At 71.6% G+C, this 16,985-nt stretch carries 11 protein-coding genes; 6 read left to right on the top strand and 5 right to left on the bottom strand.

Annotated features, from left to right (window positions below):
* Nucleotides 1–2 precede the first annotated feature (2 nt).
* Entirely contained in the window at nucleotides 3–659 is a 657-nt protein-coding gene (locus ACIA8K_RS01830; protein WP_396053849.1) for a TetR/AcrR family transcriptional regulator, read from the top strand.
* Nucleotides 656–2,260: an MDR family MFS transporter gene (locus ACIA8K_RS01835; RefSeq protein ID WP_396053851.1), complete on the top strand. Its 1,605-nt coding sequence runs from the start codon at nucleotides 656–658 to the stop codon at nucleotides 2,258–2,260. The genes ACIA8K_RS01830 and ACIA8K_RS01835 overlap by 4 nt, the downstream gene beginning before the upstream one ends.
* 1,729 nt (nucleotides 2,261–3,989) lie before the next feature.
* Here the strand turns inward: ACIA8K_RS01835 and ACIA8K_RS01840 are convergent.
* Together ACIA8K_RS01840 and ACIA8K_RS01845 are read right to left on the bottom strand one after the other, a co-directional pair.
* The gene (locus ACIA8K_RS01840) at nucleotides 3,990–5,174 is read right to left on the bottom strand and encodes an alkaline phosphatase family protein (protein ID WP_396053853.1); all 1,185 of its coding nucleotides are present in this window, start codon (nucleotides 5,172–5,174) and stop codon (nucleotides 3,990–3,992) included.
* Entirely contained in the window at nucleotides 5,171–5,878 is a 708-nt protein-coding gene (locus ACIA8K_RS01845) for a methyltransferase domain-containing protein (RefSeq protein ID WP_396053855.1), read from the bottom strand. Before ACIA8K_RS01845 ends, ACIA8K_RS01840 begins: the two co-directional genes overlap by 4 nt.
* 144 nt (nucleotides 5,879–6,022) lie before the next feature.
* Between ACIA8K_RS01845 and ACIA8K_RS01850 the strand changes: the two genes are divergently transcribed.
* Nucleotides 6,023–6,430: a VOC family protein gene (locus tag ACIA8K_RS01850; protein WP_396053857.1), complete on the top strand. Its 408-nt coding sequence runs from the start codon at nucleotides 6,023–6,025 to the stop codon at nucleotides 6,428–6,430.
* Between the two features lie 149 nt (nucleotides 6,431–6,579).
* Nucleotides 6,580–8,367: an FUSC family protein gene (locus tag ACIA8K_RS01855; protein ID WP_396053859.1), complete on the top strand. Its 1,788-nt coding sequence runs from the start codon at nucleotides 6,580–6,582 to the stop codon at nucleotides 8,365–8,367.
* A gap of 36 nt (nucleotides 8,368–8,403) precedes the next feature.
* Here the strand turns inward: ACIA8K_RS01855 and ACIA8K_RS01860 are convergent, their stop codons facing one another.
* Nucleotides 8,404–9,045 carry a hypothetical protein gene (locus ACIA8K_RS01860; protein ID WP_396053861.1) on the bottom strand — a complete coding sequence of 214 codons (642 nt, stop codon included), beginning with the start codon at nucleotides 9,043–9,045 and terminating at the stop codon, nucleotides 8,404–8,406.
* A gap of 216 nt (nucleotides 9,046–9,261) precedes the next feature.
* Between ACIA8K_RS01860 and ACIA8K_RS01865 the strand changes: the two genes are divergently transcribed.
* Nucleotides 9,262–9,900 (top strand): Pr6Pr family membrane protein, encoded by a 639-nt coding sequence (locus tag ACIA8K_RS01865; RefSeq protein WP_396053863.1) that lies wholly within the window; start codon nucleotides 9,262–9,264, stop codon nucleotides 9,898–9,900.
* An 8-nt stretch (nucleotides 9,901–9,908) separates the two neighbouring features.
* Nucleotides 9,909–10,442, top strand: a complete 534-nt coding sequence (locus ACIA8K_RS01870) for an NADAR family protein (protein WP_396053865.1) — start codon at nucleotides 9,909–9,911, stop codon at nucleotides 10,440–10,442.
* 22 nt (nucleotides 10,443–10,464) lie between these two features.
* Here ACIA8K_RS01870 and ACIA8K_RS01875 read toward each other — a convergent pair whose 3' ends face one another.
* Both ACIA8K_RS01875 and ACIA8K_RS01880 read right to left on the bottom strand, forming a co-directional pair.
* On the bottom strand, nucleotides 10,465–13,623 hold the full coding sequence (locus tag ACIA8K_RS01875; protein ID WP_396053867.1) for a S8 family peptidase: 3,159 nt from the start codon (nucleotides 13,621–13,623) through the stop codon (nucleotides 10,465–10,467).
* Nucleotides 13,624–13,720: 97 nt separating this feature from the next.
* Entirely contained in the window at nucleotides 13,721–16,930 is a 3,210-nt protein-coding gene (locus ACIA8K_RS01880; RefSeq protein ID WP_396053869.1) for a S8 family serine peptidase, read from the bottom strand.
* Between the last annotated feature and the right edge of the window lie 55 nt (nucleotides 16,931–16,985).

The following is a 16,985-nucleotide window of genomic DNA, read 5'->3' on the forward strand; positions in this document are numbered from 1 at the left end:
GCGTGACCGCTCCCGTGAAGCCGCTCCGCCGCGACGCCGCCCGTAACCGCGAGCAGATCCTGCACGCGGCCACAGTCGCGTTCGCCGAGCGCGGTGCCAACGTCGACGTGCGGGAGATCGCCCGGGCGGCCGGCGTCGGCATGGGCACGCTCTACCGGCACTTCGCCACCAAGGACCACCTGCTCGGCGCCGTGATCAAACGTGACATCGACGCCTGGATGGACGAGGCGCTGCTCGCCGCGCAGGAGAGCGAGCCGTGGGCCGGCCTGGAGACGTTCCTGGAGACCGCGCTTGCCCGCCAGATCGCGGACCGCGCGCTGATGGACGGCGTGTTCCGGGTGCTTGCCTCCACCTCGCTGCTCGACGAGTGCCGGTCCCGGATGAGCGAGGTGATCAACCTGCTGCTCGACCGCGCACACCGCGCCGGTGAGCTGCGGCCGGACGTGGTCGAGGCGGACATCGCGCTCACCATGATGTCGATCGGCAAGATCGTCGAGCTGACCGAGGACGCCCGGCCCGGCCTCTGGCGGCGGCAGCTGCGGATCACGCTTGACGGCCTGCGGGCCACCGGGCACACGCCGATCACCGAACCACCCCTCACCATCGCGGACCTCGACGCAGCGGTCTGCCATTCATTGCCGAAGCTGGAGAATTCATGACCACCGCCCCACCCGCGCCGGTCGCCAAGACCGATGGCGCGGCAGCCCCGCGCATGACGAAGCGCCAGATCAACGAGGCCCTCACCGGCCTGATGATGGGCATCTTCGTCTCGATCCTCGCCTCCACGGTGGTGGCCAACGCGCTGCCCCGGGTGATCGCGGACCTGAACGGCAGCCAGTCGACCTACACCTGGGTGGTCACCGCCGAGCTGCTCGCGATGACCGCGACCGTTCCGCTCTGGGGCAAGCTCGCCGACCTCTACAACCAGAAGCAGCTCATCCAGCTGTCGCTCGGCCTGTTCGTGGTGGGCTCGCTGATCGCCGGCTTCGCGCCGAACCCCGAGGTCCTGATCGCCAGCCGGGTCGTGCAGGGCATCGGCGCCGGCGGCCTCACCGCGCTGGTCCAGGTCGTGATGGCCGCGATCATTCCGCCGCGTGAGCTGGGCCGCTACTCCGGCATCTTCGGCGCCGTGTTCGCCACCGGCACCGTGGCCGGCCCGCTGATCGGCGGGCTACTCGTCGACACGGACTGGCTGGGCTGGCGCTGGACGTTCTTCTTCGGCGTACCGTTCGCCCTGCTCGCGATCTTCCTGCTGCAGAAGACGCTGTCGCTGCCCACGGTCGGCCGCAAGGTCAAGGTCGACTACCTCGGCGCGTTCCTGATCATGTCCGGCGTGTCCACGCTGCTCATCTGGGTCACGCTTGCCGGCAACCAGTTCGAGTGGGCCTCCGCCTGGACCGCCGGCCTGGTCGCCGGTGGCCTGGCGTTGATCGCGATCGCGCTTGTCGTCGAGTCCCGGGTCAGCGAGCCGATCATCCCGCTGACCATCTTCCGCTCCCGCACCGTCAGCCTCGCCACGATCGCCAGCCTGCTGGTCGGCGTCGCGATGTTCGGCAGCACCGTCTTCCTCTCCCAGTACTTCCAGCTCTCGCTCGGCAAGTCACCGACCGAGGCCGGCCTGCTCAGCCTGCCGATGATCTTCGGCCTGATGGTCTCCTCCACGATCGCCGGCGCCATGATCACCAAGACCGGCCGGTGGAAGGCCTTCCTGGTCGCCGGCGGCGCCATCATGATCGCCGGGCTCGGCCTGCTCAGCACGATCGGCGCGGACACCAGCCTCTGGGTCCTCGGCGCGGAGATGGCAGTACTCGGCGTCGGCGTCGGCCTGCTCATGCAGAACCTCGTCCTCGCCGCCCAGAACGACGTCCCCGCCCACGAACTCGGCGCCGCCACCTCCGTCATCTCGTTCTTCCGCAGCCTCGGCGGCTCGGTCGGCGTCAGCGTCCTCGGCGCCATCCTCGCCAACCGCGTCACCGCCAACATGGAAGACGCACTCGGCCCCGCCGCCGCGGGCGCCACCGGCGGCAGCGAGGCGGGCGCCGTCCCGGACATCTCCACGCTCCCACCCGAGCTGGTCACGGTCATCCAGAACGCCTACGGCTCCGCGATCGGCGACCTGTTCCTGGTAGCGGTCCCGTTCGCGATTCTGACGCTGATCACGGTCATCTTCATCAAGGAGGTGCCGCTCAAGACCACGAGCGGCCTGGAGCGCCTGGCCGAGGAGGGCAACAGCACCCCGGCCCCGCCTGCGATCCACTGACCTTCCACACACTCGGGGCCGGGCGATTCGCCCGGCCCCGACGTGCAACACAGCATTCCGGCTCCTGCGGTGGTCCGGCGGCAGGCTCCCACAGGCTCTCGCGCCGGCCCGAGGACAACGATCTTCCCGCTCACACCGTGGACCGGCCCGCGCGCTCCCGACTCTGTCGCCCATTCACGCGGCGGTATGGGGCCTGACGATCGAAGGCTGGCATCGAGGGCGGGAGTGTGGCGGTTTGTTCCGGCTGGTCGGCGGTCTCGCGGCACGCGGGGGCAGCACGGCCATCGTCTAAGCGGCGGCCGGTCAGGGCGGCTGCGGTCAGAGCGGTCACGGTCAGAGCGGTCATGGTCAGGACGGCTGCGGCCTGGGCGGCTGCGGCCTGGGCGGCTGCGGCCTGGGCGGCTGCGGCCTGGGCGGCTGCGGCCTGGGCGGCTGCGGCCTGGGCGGTCGCAAGGGCCTGCACCGAGGGAGCGATGTGGCCGGGAAGGTCGGTTGATCTTGGCCTGGGTGGTTGCAAGGATCAGCACCGAAGCCAAGAGCTCGCCGAAGCGCCAGTTGATCTTTGCTCTCGCGTGTCGCCGCGCCAGGGCAATGGTAGGTCGGGCGCTCCGCGCCGCGATGGGTTCGTTATTTGGGATCTCGCGTCCATCTGGCGGGATGCAAGATCCTTGCGGCTCTGGTGGCCCTTATAGCGCTCGAATAAGGGCCACCAGAGCCGCAAGGATCTTGACGTGGGCCTTACTGGCCCTTCGACGTCAGGATGAACGCGCAGGCAGGCATTTATATAACGATATGTCGGGCGGGTAGCGCTCGGACCTGGGCATTGGCCGCGGGGCCTCCACCTGACGCGGGCCGTGAGCGCCGGCTGTGTCCTGACATATGCGGATCCGGTGTGGGTTTGCGGTCCTGCCCGGCCCTGAGGCCTGCTGAAGTGCCACGACTGACCCGCACGCCTGCGGAACCCGCGGCCTCGGTGCCGGCCCTTGTGCCCGCCCAAGCCGCAGCTGCCCCGGTTCGCGGCTGCCTCAGTTCGCGGCTGCCTCAGTTCGCAGTTGCGTCGACCCACAGCCGCCTCGGCCGCCATCGAGCCGACGGCCGTGCTGCTCGCCCTCTGCAACCGCAACGACCGACCGAAACCACTCACCACGCCCCAGCCCATTCGACCGTCGCTCCCCAAACGACCGGTCGCGAATGGTCAACAGAGTCGCTCTCGCGGGCAAACCTGCGCGTCGGGCTCCGCTGGCGCTCCGCACATAGCTCGGAGTCCGCACATAGCTCGGAGCCTGTCCCGCGGCTGGTTTCGCCCACCGCACTTACGCCTCGTCCCGCCTTCCCCCACACGGCACTTAACCCTCATGCCGCCGTTAACGAGCGCCTGGCCGCGCTCGCGCTCACCGTCGCATCGCCGCAGCGGGGAACGGATCGATGACGACAAGATCTGACCTCGGGCACGTCGAGCATTCTGTGCCTGATATTTCAACATTTAGCGGCCGGTGACGTCACTCATTGGAGCCCACGACGATCAGAAGGGCGACGGGCGGCAGGCCACCGGCATCGCGGTATCGCGTCGCCTGCGTGGCATGACCGGCTGAGATACAAAAGCGGCATCGAGGCCAAATGCGTGAAAGCCGCACAAACAGAAAAAATCGACGACATCGGGACCATGGCGAGTCGCCGATCGGCGGGCCTGCTGCCGGTCGACTGCTTATCGGAGCGGCGCGGGCCGCGATCAGGACGCGGAGCCGCGCAGGATGAAGAGCGGGATCGACATCTCCGCGGCGGTGTTCGCGCCGTGCAAGGCGATCAGCGTGGCGACGGAGGGCGGGTCGTGCTTCGAGGCCATCATGGCGGCCAGGTCGCGCATGATCACTACTACGTCGCCGATCCGGGCCAGGTGGGGCTCCGCCACCGGGCCGAACCAGCCGCCGGCCACCGCCTCGGCACGTGAGACCACCTCCGCGTCGGCGCCGAGGACCGCACGCCACGCGGCGATCACGTCGTCCTCCGCGCCCGGAGTCACGTGCAGGTAGCGGACGCGGGGCTCGCCGGCCACGAAACGCAGGCCGGACGAGAGACGCGGGTCGGTGTCCAGGTCGTACCGCCGATTGTGCGGCACGTCGATCTGGCCGTGGTCCGCGGTGACAAGCAGTGCGGCGTCCTCCGGAAGGCCGTCGGCCAGGCGGGTGATCAGCGCGTCCACGTCCGCGGCCGTGCCGGCCCACTCCGGTGAGGTCAGGCCGTGCACGTGGCCGGCCTTGTCCATCTCCCGGTAGTAGCCGGAGACAAGCACCGGCGCGTCGTCGCCGGACAGCGCGCCCAGGATCTCGGTGACCAGGCCGTCCACGTCAGACGCGCCGCGGAACGCGCCACCCCGGTTCGCGGCCGTGGTCAGGCCGGTGCCGTCGAACTCCGGCCGGGTCACAAGCGTCACCCGCACGCCGGCCGCGGTCGCACGCTCCAACTGCGTCGGTACCGGCTGCCAGGACGCCGGATCCGGATCGTCGCCCCAGCGCAAAAGATCAAAGACCCGATCCGTCCCGGGTACGTGCAGCGAGATGCCCAGGACACCATGACTGCCGGGCGGTGCGCCGGTGCCGAGCGTGACCAGGCTGACCGGCGTCGTCGAGGGGAAACCCGAGGTCAGCGGCGTGTGCTGGCCCAGGCGTCCGGCGCTGAGATCCGCGATCGTGCCACCGATCGCGGACGCTGCCGGGAGCTGGTAGGTGCCGAAGCCGTCGACCAGGAGCACGGCGATGCGGCGTACCCCCGGCAATTGGTCTGTGAGGTGAAGTGGATCCGGAGAGCCGGGCACGCCGAGGACCGCGAGCGCGGACGGCAGCACGTCGGCCAGACTGGCCCGGCCGTAGGCGGGACGGACCACCTCCAGGCCGTCGCCGGTCCGTGGGCCGTTCATCGGCGGGCGAACAGGTGCAGTTGGGCGGCGAGGTCGCGGTAGGGCGGGTGAGCGGCGGCGGCCAGTTCGAGGTCGAGCAGGGCCTGGGGGTCCGCCTCTGCGACCGCGGCCGGCAGCAGGTCGGCGAAGACCCGCACCCCGTGGATCTGCTCGACGGTCAGGCCCGCGGCCTCCAGCAGCGCGGTTGCGCTCGCCGCGTCGTAGCGGCGGCGCAACGTGTCCCGCGGCCCGGCGCAACCCTCCGGATCGGACAGCACGCGCGCGGCCGCGCCCAGATTGCCGTTGACCGCGCGGCCCAGCACGGCCGCGGCCCGGCCCGCCACCAGCAGGCTCACCGCGCCGCCCGGCCGCAGCGCCGCCGCGACGGCGGCCACCACGTCCGCCGGATGGTCGACGACCTCAAGCACCGCGTGGCAGAGCACCAGGTCGGCGGCCTCGTCGTCGATAAGCGTGGCAAGCGCGTCGCCGTCGCCCTGCACCGCGCGCACCCGGTCCGCCACGCCGGCGTCGGTCGCCCGGCGGACAAGCGTGGCGAGCGCGTCCGGGCTGGCGTCCACCACAGTCACCCGGTGCCCCAGCTCGGCAAGCGGCACCGCGAACCCGCCGGTACCGCCGCCCACGTCGAGCACGGTCAGCTCGCGCCCGCCGGCTCGGCGCAGCTCACGGCGCAACGCCTCCCAGACGGCAGCGGTGCGAGGGGTCATCGGCGGTCCCAGGGTCGGTGTGCGCTCCACCCGACCGAGCCTAGTGCCTGTTCCGGAAGCGGGTCGCCGTCCAGGGCCGGTGTTGTATGTGGTCGTTTGTCACGTGCGGCCCACCGTGCCGCCACGCCTGAATAGGGTGGGCCGATGACCGACCCCACACCCGTCCGCCAGCTGCGTCTCGTCGTCACCGCCGAGGACTACCAGGAGGCGCTGCGGTTCTACCGCGACGTGCTCGGCCTCCCGGAGCAGGCCGCGTTCTCCTCCCCGGACGGTCACGTCACCATCCTCGACGCCGGCCGCGCCACGCTTGAGATCGCCGACCCGGGCCACGCCGCCTACATCGACGAGGTGGAGGTGGGACGGCGCGTGGCCGGGCAGATCCGGGTCGCCTTCGAGGTCACCGACGCGGTCGCGACGACTGCCGCGCTGGCCGGCGCCGGTGCGGAGGTGATCGCGCCACCGACCGTCACGCCGTGGAACTCGCTTAACGCACGCCTGGAAGGACCGGCGAACCTGCAGCTCACGCTCTTCGAGGAGCTGTCCGGCAAGTAGGCCGAACCCACACCGTGACCTTGGGTGCCGAGGCCGGGCCGGGCGGCGCGCACCGACGAGTGCGGCACATCGGTGGCCCGGCGGTCACCACTCGGCGGAGGCCGTGACTAGGCTGCCCGGATGCCTTTGAGAACCCACCGGGACCTGCGGTGACGGTCCGCGCGGCGGTGCGGGACTCGATCCGCGTCCGTACCGCCGATGCCGCGTGGGCGTTCGCGTTCCGCGCCGGCCTGGCGGTTGCCGTGCCGATGGTCGTGCTTGTCGCGCTGGACCGGCCGTCCTGGGCCGCGACCGCGGCCTTCGGCTCGTTCACCGCGCTCTACGCGCGCGACGAGCTCTACCGCCCGCGGGCCAGGCAACTCGCGCTGGTAGCGCTCGGCCTGGTCGCCGCCGTCACCGCCGGCACCGGAGCAGCGCTGCTCGGCGGCATCGCGCCGGTCCTGGTGGTGGCGCTGGCCGGGGGCGTGGCGACGTGGCTCTGCACCGCGTTCCGGGTCGGGCCGCCGGCCGGTCTGATGTTCGCGTTCGCGGCCGCGGTGGCCGGCGCGCTCCCTGCCACGGCCGGCGCCGTGGGCCGCAATGCCGCGCTGACCGCCGCGGCCGCGGCCTGGGCCTGGCTGGTGGCGATGGCCGGCGCCGCCGTCGACCGCGACGCACCCCGCCGCCTGGCCGTGGCCCGCGCGCTCCGTGCGGTCGCCGCGCTCGAGGACGTCGCGCCCGGCACGTCCGGCCTGACGCTCCGGCACCGGGCCGCCGTAGCCGTGGAACGGGCCTGGCGTGCGCTCCCGGCCGTGCCGCCGACGGGGCCGCGCGGCGCGCTGATCGCGGACCTGGAGACGCTCTGTGCGCATGCGGAGAGCGCGTTCGCCGAGGTCCACGTGAGGGGTGAGGCTGCGCGCCGTGCCCCCGCGTGGGCGCCGGGCGGCACCGGCGTCCCGGCCGACGAGCCCGAGGTCGACTGGGCCGAGTTGCGCACGCTTGCCGCGCAGACCGGAAAGAACGGACCCATTCCGCGGGTACGCCGTACCCGCGCCGAAATCGCCGAGATCGCCGGCCGGCACCTCGCCGCGGAGCTGAGCAGCCGCCCACACTTCCTGCGCCCCGACCCGGTCACCGAGGGCAGAATCTGGCTGGGCGGCCCGGCGATCCCGGTCGCGGCCCGGGTGGCACTTGGCGCGCTTGTCGCTGGCCTGCTCGCCCACCTGCTGACAGGCGATGCCGCGCTGTCTGCCATCGATGCCGGCGCTCCTGCCGGTGACGGCAGCCCGGCCGCCGGGGACAGCAGCCCGACCGTCGGGCACAGCGGTCTCGGGCACGGTTACTGGGCCGCGGTCTCCGCCGTCGCCGTGTTGCAGACTCCGAATCTGCTCGGCTCCGTGCACCGCACCCTGCAGCGTGCGGTCGGCACGCTTCTCGGGGTGGCGCTGGCCGCCGCCGGGATCCTGCTCCTGCCCGGCCAGTGGGCCCTCGTCACCGCGATCGTGTTTCTGCAGGTCGTGGCCGAGTTGCTTGTCGTCCGGAACTACGGGCTGGCGATGCTTGCCGTCACGCCGCTGGCGATCCTGGTCGGCGAGCTGGCGAATCCGGCGCCCGTGACCGGCCTGATCCGCGACCGGCTGCTGCAGACCGTGCTCGGCTGTGTGGCCGGTCTGCTCTGCGCCGTGCTGATCCGCAACCGCGCCGCCATCCGCCATCTGGCCTCGGTCACCGCCGCCTGCCGCGCCGCCGTGACGGAGCTGCGTGAGCGCCTGGCCGAACCCGCCGCGGATCCACGCCCGGCCGCCTGGCGCGTCGCCACGCTGCTGACGGCCGTGCGTGAGGCCCACGACGTGGTCTCCGGCGAGCCCGGCCGCACCCCGACCGACGCCGAGATGGTGCTGCGCACCGAGCAGAGCGCCCGCCACGCCCTCACCGCCGCCGCGACCCGGCTCAGCTGAACACCCGATCGGCGGCCCGGCTGGTCACCGGGTGCCTCAGTCGAAGGGATATTCGATCGCGGTCGCGCCGCCGAAGAGCTGCTTCGCGTGTTCCCGCATGCGGGCGCCGTAGACCGGATCCGTGAGCAGCGCGGAGTAGCCGCCGCCGGGCGCCGGGTCGATCACCGTGGCGTTGGCGGCCAGGTAGACGTCGAAGCCGGGGTACATCAGCTCGGCGCAGGGCAGGTCGTCCACGTCGATGGCGAGGATCGGGTATTCGCCCGTGGAGTCCGGCTCGGTCACCACGAGCGCGCGGCGTGAGTCGGAGCCGCCCGGCAGCAGGAAACACTCCGGGAACCGCGCCGCGACCGGCCCGAACAGCTCGCCCCACGGCTGGCCCACCTCGTCCGCGACAAGCCGGTCAAGCGGCCTCGGCGTGAGCGCGCCGTCCGGCCCGAACCAGCCGTGCCTGGTGAACAGGCTCGCGTCGAACGCCAGCCAGGCGCGCAGGCTCGGCGACAGCGGACGCCCGGACGGGAAGGCCAGCGCCTCAGCCGGCCTCGGCTGCGGCTCGCCGCCCTCCACCCATGGCACCGTGAGGTAGCTCAGCATCGACCGGCCCGGCTCCGGCCGCACCGACTCGATCACCCGGTCCACAAGCGCCGCACCGTGCACGCCACCCGCCCGCATCCCACTCATGGCCGGACGCTAACACCCCAGGGCTCACCTGGTCGTGCACGACGGAACCGGCTCCGAGCGGCGAGCGGAGCGCCAGCGGAGCCCGGCGCGAGGTTTGCCCGCGGGAGCAAACGGGCTTGACGACCGCGGGAGCGGGAAGACGGGTGTGGTCTGTGATGCCGCCGGGCGGCTCGTGATCTAGGGTGCGAGTCACCGTGATCAGGGGAGGTGGCGGGCGTGGCCATATGGTGGCGACCGGAGTTGTGGCTGCGCGTGGCGATCGTGGCGGCGGCGGCTTTCGGGCTGTTCTTCACCGACAATTCGCTTACCTATTACACGGTGCTGAGCAATCTGATCGCGCTTGCCTACTTCGGCTGGGCGATCTCGCGGATGGTCAGCGGCCGGGAGGTCGTGTCGCCGGCACCCCGGTTGCGCGGGGCGGTCGTGTACTGGCTTGCGATAACCGGCCTGGTCGCGCACATCCTGCTCAACGGCGGTGCGAATCCGCTGCCGCCGCTGTTCGGTGACGGCGATCTGTTCTTCGAGTGGTGTGTTTTCTGCCTGCATTACATCGTGCCGGTGCTGGCGCTGGCCGACTGGCTGACCGTGCGGCCGCACCGCGTGGTGCCGTGGTCGACGCTGCCGCTCTGGCTGCTGTTTCCGCTTGGTTACGGCCTCTTCGCGGAGTTCCGCGCGTTCGTCTATCCGGACTACCCGGTGCCGTATCCCTACTTCTTCCTCGATCCGACCGAGAACGGCTACGGCTGGGTGGCGATGCAGTTCGGCATTCTCGCGGTGGAGTTCGCGGTGCTTGCGGTCGTCGTTCTGGGCCTGGACCGTCTGCGGGCGGTAAAGGATTCGACCGCGCGCGGATAATCGGTCGCATGATCGATGAGCTGGTGAGAAGGACTGCCGCCGGCGAGCGGGTGCGCTACGTCTTCTTCTGGGGCCACCAGCCCCGGCGGGACGGCGGCGAGTGCCTGAGCCAGTGGGCGCCGTCCCCGTTCACAGTTGACGGCGTGCGGTTCGAGACGGCCGAGCATTACATGATGTGGCGCAAGGCGATGCTGTTCGACGACGCGGAGACGGCCGCGCGGGTGCTGGCTGCCGGTCATCCGAAGCAGGCCAAGGATCTCGGCCGGCGGGTGCGCGATTTCGACGAGCAGGTCTGGCTGGCCGCCCGGTACGGGATCGTGGTCGACGGCAACGTCGCCAAGTTCCGGCAGCACGCCGCGATGGGCGACTATCTGCGCGGCACCGGCGACCGGGTGCTGGTCGAGGCGAGCCCGCTGGACCGGGTGTGGGGCATCGGCCTTGCCGCGGACGACCCGCGGGCGGAGGATCCGTCGGCGTGGCGTGGTCTCAACCTGCTCGGCTTCGCCCTGATGGAGGTCCGGGACGTGGTGGCGGACGGGTAGCCCGCCCGCCACCGCGCGATTGTCAGCGGATCTCGTACGCCCGGATCAGCGTCTGCGTGACCGTGTTGCCGTCCTTGTCGACGGCCGTGGCCCGCAGCGAGACGAAGCCGGCCGTGTTCGGGTGCCGCAGCTGGGCGGCCCCGTTCCGTACCGGTGCGGCGGTCCAGGTCTTACCGTCGTCGAACGAGGCCTCGACGGTGAGCGCCCGGTTGTCCGCCGCGGCCGAGTTCTCCTGCTTGTCGACGCGGAGCGGCACGCTGAACGGGCGGCCCTTCGGTGCCACGCTCGCGTCGTCGGTGGCCGGTGAGAACACCACGGCGGACATCGGCAGTGCGGTGAACCTGCCCGGGTCGGTGTGCGCCGAGGTGAACGTCCAGGTCGCGGCCAGCGAGGTGGTCAGCCGGTTGGGTGCGCCGAGCGTGCTGGTGATCTCGAGGCGGTAGTCGGCGGGCTCCGGCGGCACGATGAACGCGCCTCCGGTGTCCGGCTCCTCGCCAACCAGCTCGCCGTTGCGGAACAGCCGGGTCAGTGACGCGGTCCTGGCTGCGGAGTACCCCTCCCGGCCCTCGCCGTCGCCGTAGAGCGGCGGCGCGGCGAACAGCTCGTCGCCGATGCGGCCGGCCTGCGCGTAACCCATGTCCGGGAACGACGGCCCGAACACGGCTTTGTTGAACGTGGTGGTGACGGTACGGCCCGGCTGGTACGCGACCGCCGGCCCGTACTGCAGGTAGTACGGGATGGCGAACCCGTCCTCGACGATCCCCTCCTGGAAGAACGAGCCCCACTTCACGCCGTGGTCCGCGTTGTAGTACTCGGTGCGGGTGAACGGCAGCGTCCGGTACTCCTGGCTTGTCGTCCAGCTGCCGGAGACCTCGGGGTGCCGGGGCTGGGCGCCCTTGATCCCGACGTTGGCGCCCTCGCCCTGCCGCCCGTGCCGGGCGGTGACAGTGGCCAGCTCGTGCTGCCGGACCGCACGCCGGTACCCGGTGATCATGGTGCCGTCCGTGAGGTACTGCACCTCGTAGCTGAACGGGCTGTCCGTGAACGTGCCGTCCGCGTGCCGCTTGGCGAAGTTCGCGTGCACGACCGCGTGGAAGCCGTCGGAGCTGACCTGCGGCGCGATGTTGAGGCTGTAGAGACCGGCGAAGCCCTCGGTGGCGACGGACGAGCCGAACCCGTTCGGCCACTCCGCACCGACCTCGGCCAGCGTCGCCTCGGCCTGCGGGTTCGGCACGGTGAGTGAGACGTCCTTGGCGGCGCGGGCGTCGACGGCGAGACGGCCGGCGCTGTGGTTGCCGTAGCGGGCGTGCGCCGCGAACGTGGTGTCCTCGACGCCGTTGATCACCGCGGTGACGGCGTAGTCGCCCTTGGGCAGGCGCACCCGGGTGGCGGGCAGGAAGACGCGCACACCGGTGCCCCGGTCCAGGTCGACGAGCGTGAGATAGCCGTCGGCGGACTGCGCGCCGGTGCGGTCGAGCACGTCGAGGTCGATGTCGTAGCTCTCCACCTCGCGCTCCACGCCGAACGGCGTCCGTACCACGAGGTCACCCGCGGTGGCCGTGACGACGCCGCTGTGGAAGCCGTCGTCCATCGGCTGGGACGTGTCGACGGTGGCGGTCACTGTCGCGGTGCCGCCGGCCGGCACGGTCACGGCCGGCGCGGAGAGCGTGACCGGCGCGGGGGCCGTGAGACTGAGCGTGACGCCGGCGGCGCCGGTATTCCGGTAGGTGAGCGTCTGTGCCTGCGGCTGGTCGTCCTGGTGCGGCCACTGCTGCAGCCCGTAGTTGAGCGTGACCGGCGACGCGGACACGGTCTGGGTGATCGCGCGGGCCAGGTCGACCCGGCCGGCGCCCTGCGCGGTGACCGGGATGTCCGCGCCCGGCTTCGCGGCACCGACAAGCGTGGACTTGAGCAGGTTTGCTGTCCAGTCCGGGTGTTGCTGCGCCAGGATCGCGGCCGCACCGGCCACGTGTGGCGTGGCCATCGAGGTGCCGGACATGGCCACGTGCCCGGTGGTGCCGGCCTCGGCCGCGACGATGTCCACGCCCGGCGCGGTGATCTCCGGCTTGAGCGCGGCGTCGCCGGCCCGCGGCCCGCGGCTTGAGAACGCGGCGAGTCTGTCCTGTTTGTCTACCGCGCCGACGGTAAGCGCCGAGTCCGCGCTGCCCGGGCTCTCCACGGTGCGGTCGCCGAGCTCGCCGGAGTTGCCGGCCGCGATGACGAAGAGCGTGCCGTGCTCCTCGGTAAGCGACTGGACCGCCTGCTCGAGCGGGTCGAGGCCGGGCGAGTCGGGGCCGCCGATGCTCATGTTGACCACGTCCGCACCCTGCTCGGCGGCCCACTGCATGCCTGCCAGCATCCAGGACTCGGCGCAGCCACCCTGCACGCAGACCTTGCCGCTGAGCAGCGTCGCGCCCGGGGCCACGCCCTGCTTCCCGGCGATTGTGGAGGCGACGTGGGTGCCGTGGCCGACCTGGTCGCGATCGTCCTCCTCACCCTCGGTGAAGTTCTGCACTGTGGTCACCCGGCCCGCCAGGTCCGGGTGGGCGGAGTCGACGCCGGTGTCGAGGACTGCCACTGTCGCGCCGGTGCCGTCGAACCCGGCCTGCCACGCGGCCGGCGCGCCGATCTGCGGCACGCTTGTCTCAAGGGTGGGCTGCAGCAGGCCGTCGAGCCAGATCGTGGACGTGCCGCTCTGCCGCGCGTGGGTGCCGGTCAGCGAGGTCCAGGTCGCGCCGGTCCGGTCCGCGCGCATCGCGGCCAGGCCGCCGGGGAGCGCGCGTGCGGCCTTCAGGTTTCCGCCGGAGACGATCAGCGGCAGATCCTTCCGGCTGTCGTCGTAGCCGAACTCGACGAGCGTGGTCACGTCGAACAGGCGCGGGTCGACGCGGCCGGCCTGCAGCAGCGGCGCGGCGTCGGACGGGATGACGGAGACGTGCCCGTCCCGCCGGGTGGTGGAGAACCGGATGTGCTCACGGCCGGCGCCGCGCCGCACCTCAAGCGCGTCTCCCTGGTGCAGGGTGACGCGGTCGCCGGTGATCAGCGTGACGTAGTGTCCACTCTGGACGTTCCGAGCGGGCGCGGCCGTCGCCGCGCCGGGCAGCAGGGCGACGACCGCGGTGGACACGGACAGCGCGGCGATCACTCGCCGGCTGCGGTGTTTCCCAATGTGTAGTCTCACGCCCTATAGACCACATATGCGGTCTTTGCGGTGACATATGCAGATCAAAGAATTCCGGGGGTACGGGAGAGTCGTCCCGTACCCCCGGAATGTGGAATCAGCCGATCCCGTAGGCCCGGATCACGGTCTGGGTGACCGTGTTGCCGGACCGGTCCACAGCTGTCGCACGCAGCGAGACGAAGCCCGCCCGGTTCGGATGCCGCAGCTGGATCGCACCGTCCCGGACCGTGACCCGCTGCCAGGTGACACCGTCGTCGAACGACGCCTCAACTGTCAGCGACCGGTTGGGCGCCGCCGCCGACTGCTCCTGCCTGTCGACGCGCAGCGGCACGGAGAACGCCCGCCCCTTCGGCGCCACGCCGCCGTCGTTCGTCGACGGCGAGAACACCACCGCGGAGAGCGGCAGCGGCGCGAGCACGTTCTCGTCCGCGGTGTGCGCGGAGGTGAACGTCCAGGCCGCGCTCACCGTGGTGGAGAACCGGTGCGGCACGCCGCGACTGGCCGTCTGCTCCACCCGGTAGGCGGCGCGCTCCGGCGGCACCTGGAACTGGCCGTAGGTGTCCGCGGCCTCCCCGACAAGCGTGCCGTTGCGGTAGAGGCGGGTCGTGGCGGAGGTGAGACCGTTCGAGTAGCCCTCACGGCCGGCGCCGTCACCGAACAGCGGCGCACCGGCCACGATGATGTCCCCGGCCCGGGCCGAGAACGCGAACCCGGAGTCCGGGAACGCCGGGCCGAACACGGGCTTGTTCCACTGCTCCCGCACCGTGCGGTTGGTGCGGTAGGCGGTCTTCGAGCCGTACTCGCTGGCGAGCACGTCCGCTCCGGCCTGCGCGGTCTCGGCGAAGACCGGCACCCACTCCACACCGTGGTCCGCGTTGTAGTACTCGGTCCGGGTGAACGGCAGCGTGGAGTACTGGGTCAGGCTGAAGAACGCGCCGGGCACCTGCGGGTGCCAGGGGTACGCCCCCTTCAGCGCCGAGTCCGCGGTTGTCGCCTGCTTGGCGTGCGCGGCGGTCACCGTGCCCAGATCACGCGGGCGCACCGTGCGGGTGATGCCTGTGGGCAGCTTCCCCTCGAACAGGAAGAACAGCGAGTAGCTGAACGGGCTGTCCTGGAACGTACCCTCCGCGTCCTTCTTCGCGAGCCCGGCGTTGATGTACGCGTTGATGCCCTCGACAGCGGCGTCCGGCCCGGCGTTGAGCGTGTACAGCCCGTCGAACGTGCTCGCCAGCAGGCCGGAACCGAAGGACGGGCCGCTCACCGTCAGCTCGATCAGGTCAGGTGTCGCGTCCGCGCGGGGCACGGTGACCGAGACCGGCTTGGCCTGCCTGCCGTCGATGGTGAGCGTCTTCGCGCCGTCGACAACGAACCTGTTGTTCGCGGCCATCGTCATGTCGCCGGGTTCTTCGCCGTTCGCCGGTCCGAACAAAAGGGCGACCACTGTGTAGTCGCCCTTCGGCAGCCGCACCCCGGTGGCCGGCAGCGTCACGTCGATCCAGGTGCGCGTCGCCACGTTGATGAAGGAGAGGAAGCCCTCGGCCTGCGCGCCGGTCCGGTCGAGCACGTCCAGCTTGAGGTCGTAGCTCTCCACCTCCCGGTCCACACCGAACGGCGTCTGCACGACCGTGTCGCCCGCGGTCGCGGTGATCTCGCCGCCGTGGAACGCGTCCGGCATCTCCTTCGACGTGTCGATCGTGACGGTCACCGAGGCGGTGCCGCCGGCCGGCACGGTCACCGAGGTGGCGGACAGCGTGACCAGCCCGGCCGGGACCGGCTCCGCGACCGGCGTGACCGCGAGGTTGAGCGTGACGCCTGCCGTTCCGGCGTTGCGGTAGGTGAGCGTCTGGGTCACCGGCTGGTCGTCCGCGTGCGGCCACAGCTGCAGGCCGAAGCTGAGCGTTGCCGGCGACGCGGTCACGGTCTGGGTGATCGCGCGGGCCACGTCGACCCGGCCGGCGCCCTGTGCGGTGACGGCGATCTCCGGGTTCGGCTTCGCGGAGCCGATAAGCGTCGACTTCAGCAGGTCGGCGGCCCAGTCCGGGTGCTGCTGCGCCAGGATCGCGGCCGAGCCCGCCACGTGCGGCGTGGCCATCGACGTGCCGGAGAGCGTGGTGTAGCCGTCCACCGGCGCGGGGTTGCCGATCGCGCCGGTCGAGCTCTTCGCGGCCACGATGTCCACGCCGGGCGCGGTGATCTCCGGCTTGATCGCGGCGTCGCCGTTACGCGGGCCGCGGCTGGAGAAGACGGCCAGGTTGTCCTGCTTGTCCACCGCACCGACCGCGAGCGCGGAGTCCGCGCTGGCCGGGCTGCCGACCGTGCGGTCCGCGCCGGAGTTGCCCGCCGCGACGACGAAGAGCGTGCCGTACTGCTCGGTGAGCGTCTGGACGGCCTCCTCCATCGGATCGAGGCCGGGCGCGTCGTACCCGCCGAGGCTCATGTTGACCACGTCGGCGCCCTGCTCGGCGGCCCACTGCATGCCGGCCAGGATCCACGACTCGGCGCAGCCGCCCGAGACGCAGACCTTGCCGTCCAGCAGCTTCGCGCCGGGTGCGACACCCTTGTAACGCCCGTTAGAGGCCGCGCCGGTGCCGGCGATGGTGGAGGCCACGTGCGTACCGTGGCCGACCCGGTCCTCCGCGTCCTCCTCGCCCTCGGTGAAGTTCTGTGCGGCGGAGACCTGACCGGACAGGTCCGGGTGGGTCTCGTCGACGCCGGTGTCGAGCACCGCGACCGTGGCGCCGGTGCCGTCGAACCCGGCCGCCCATGCGGCAGGCGCGCCGATCTGCGGCACGCTAACGTCAAGCGACGGCTGCAGAACACCGTCCAGCCAGATCTTCGAGGCGGCCTGACGTGCGTTGCCGCCGCCGGTCAGCGACGTCCAGTCCTTACCGGTCCGGTCCGCGCGCACCGCGGTCAGCCCGCCGGGCAGCGCCCGCGCGGTCTTCAGGTTTCCGCCGGAGACGATAAGCGGCAGGTCGGCCCGGCGGTCGTCGTAGCCGAACTCGATCAGCGTGGTCACGTCGAACAGGCGCGGGTCGACGCGGCCGGAGCGCAGCAGCGGCGCGGCGTCGGACGGGATGACCGACACGTGCCCGTCGTCGCGCCGGGTCGCGAACCGGATGTGCTCGCGCCCGGCGCCGCGCGTCAGCTCCAGCCGGCCCTCCTGATGCACGGTGATCCGGTCGCCGGTGATGAGCGTGACGGTCTTTCCGGTGTGCCTAGGTTGGGCCGGAGCAGCTGTCGCGATGCCTGGTAGCACGGCGACAAGGGCTGCGGTTGCGGACAGCGCGGCGATCAAGCGTCGCATGCGGTCTCCCCCTGGTAGGTTTCCCTCACAACTCCATAGACGGTCGTGACAACGA

Origin of the sequence: Catenuloplanes sp. NPDC051500 (genome assembly GCF_044454585.1) — a bacterium.
Taxonomy (GTDB): domain Bacteria; phylum Actinomycetota; class Actinomycetes; order Mycobacteriales; family Micromonosporaceae; genus Catenuloplanes.

Bases quoted from the DNA above. Each gene is read 5' to 3' on its own strand.
- ACIA8K_RS01880 (WP_396053869.1), bottom strand. From the start codon at position 16,930: ATGCGACGCTTGATCGCCGCGCTGTCCGCAACCGCAGCCCTTGTCGCC.
- ACIA8K_RS01870 (WP_396053865.1), top strand. From the start codon at position 9,909: ATGATCGATGAGCTGGTGAGAAGGACTGCCGCCGGCGAGCGGGTGCGC.
- ACIA8K_RS01835 (WP_396053851.1), top strand. From the start codon at position 656: ATGACCACCGCCCCACCCGCGCCGGTCGCCAAGACCGATGGCGCGGCA.
- ACIA8K_RS01850 (WP_396053857.1), top strand. From the start codon at position 6,023: ATGACCGACCCCACACCCGTCCGCCAGCTGCGTCTCGTCGTCACCGCC.
- ACIA8K_RS01840 (WP_396053853.1), bottom strand. From the start codon at position 5,174: ATGAACGGCCCACGGACCGGCGACGGCCTGGAGGTGGTCCGTCCCGCC.
- ACIA8K_RS01845 (WP_396053855.1), bottom strand. From the start codon at position 5,878: ATGACCCCTCGCACCGCTGCCGTCTGGGAGGCGTTGCGCCGTGAGCTG.
- ACIA8K_RS01860 (WP_396053861.1), bottom strand. From the start codon at position 9,045: ATGAGTGGGATGCGGGCGGGTGGCGTGCACGGTGCGGCGCTTGTGGAC.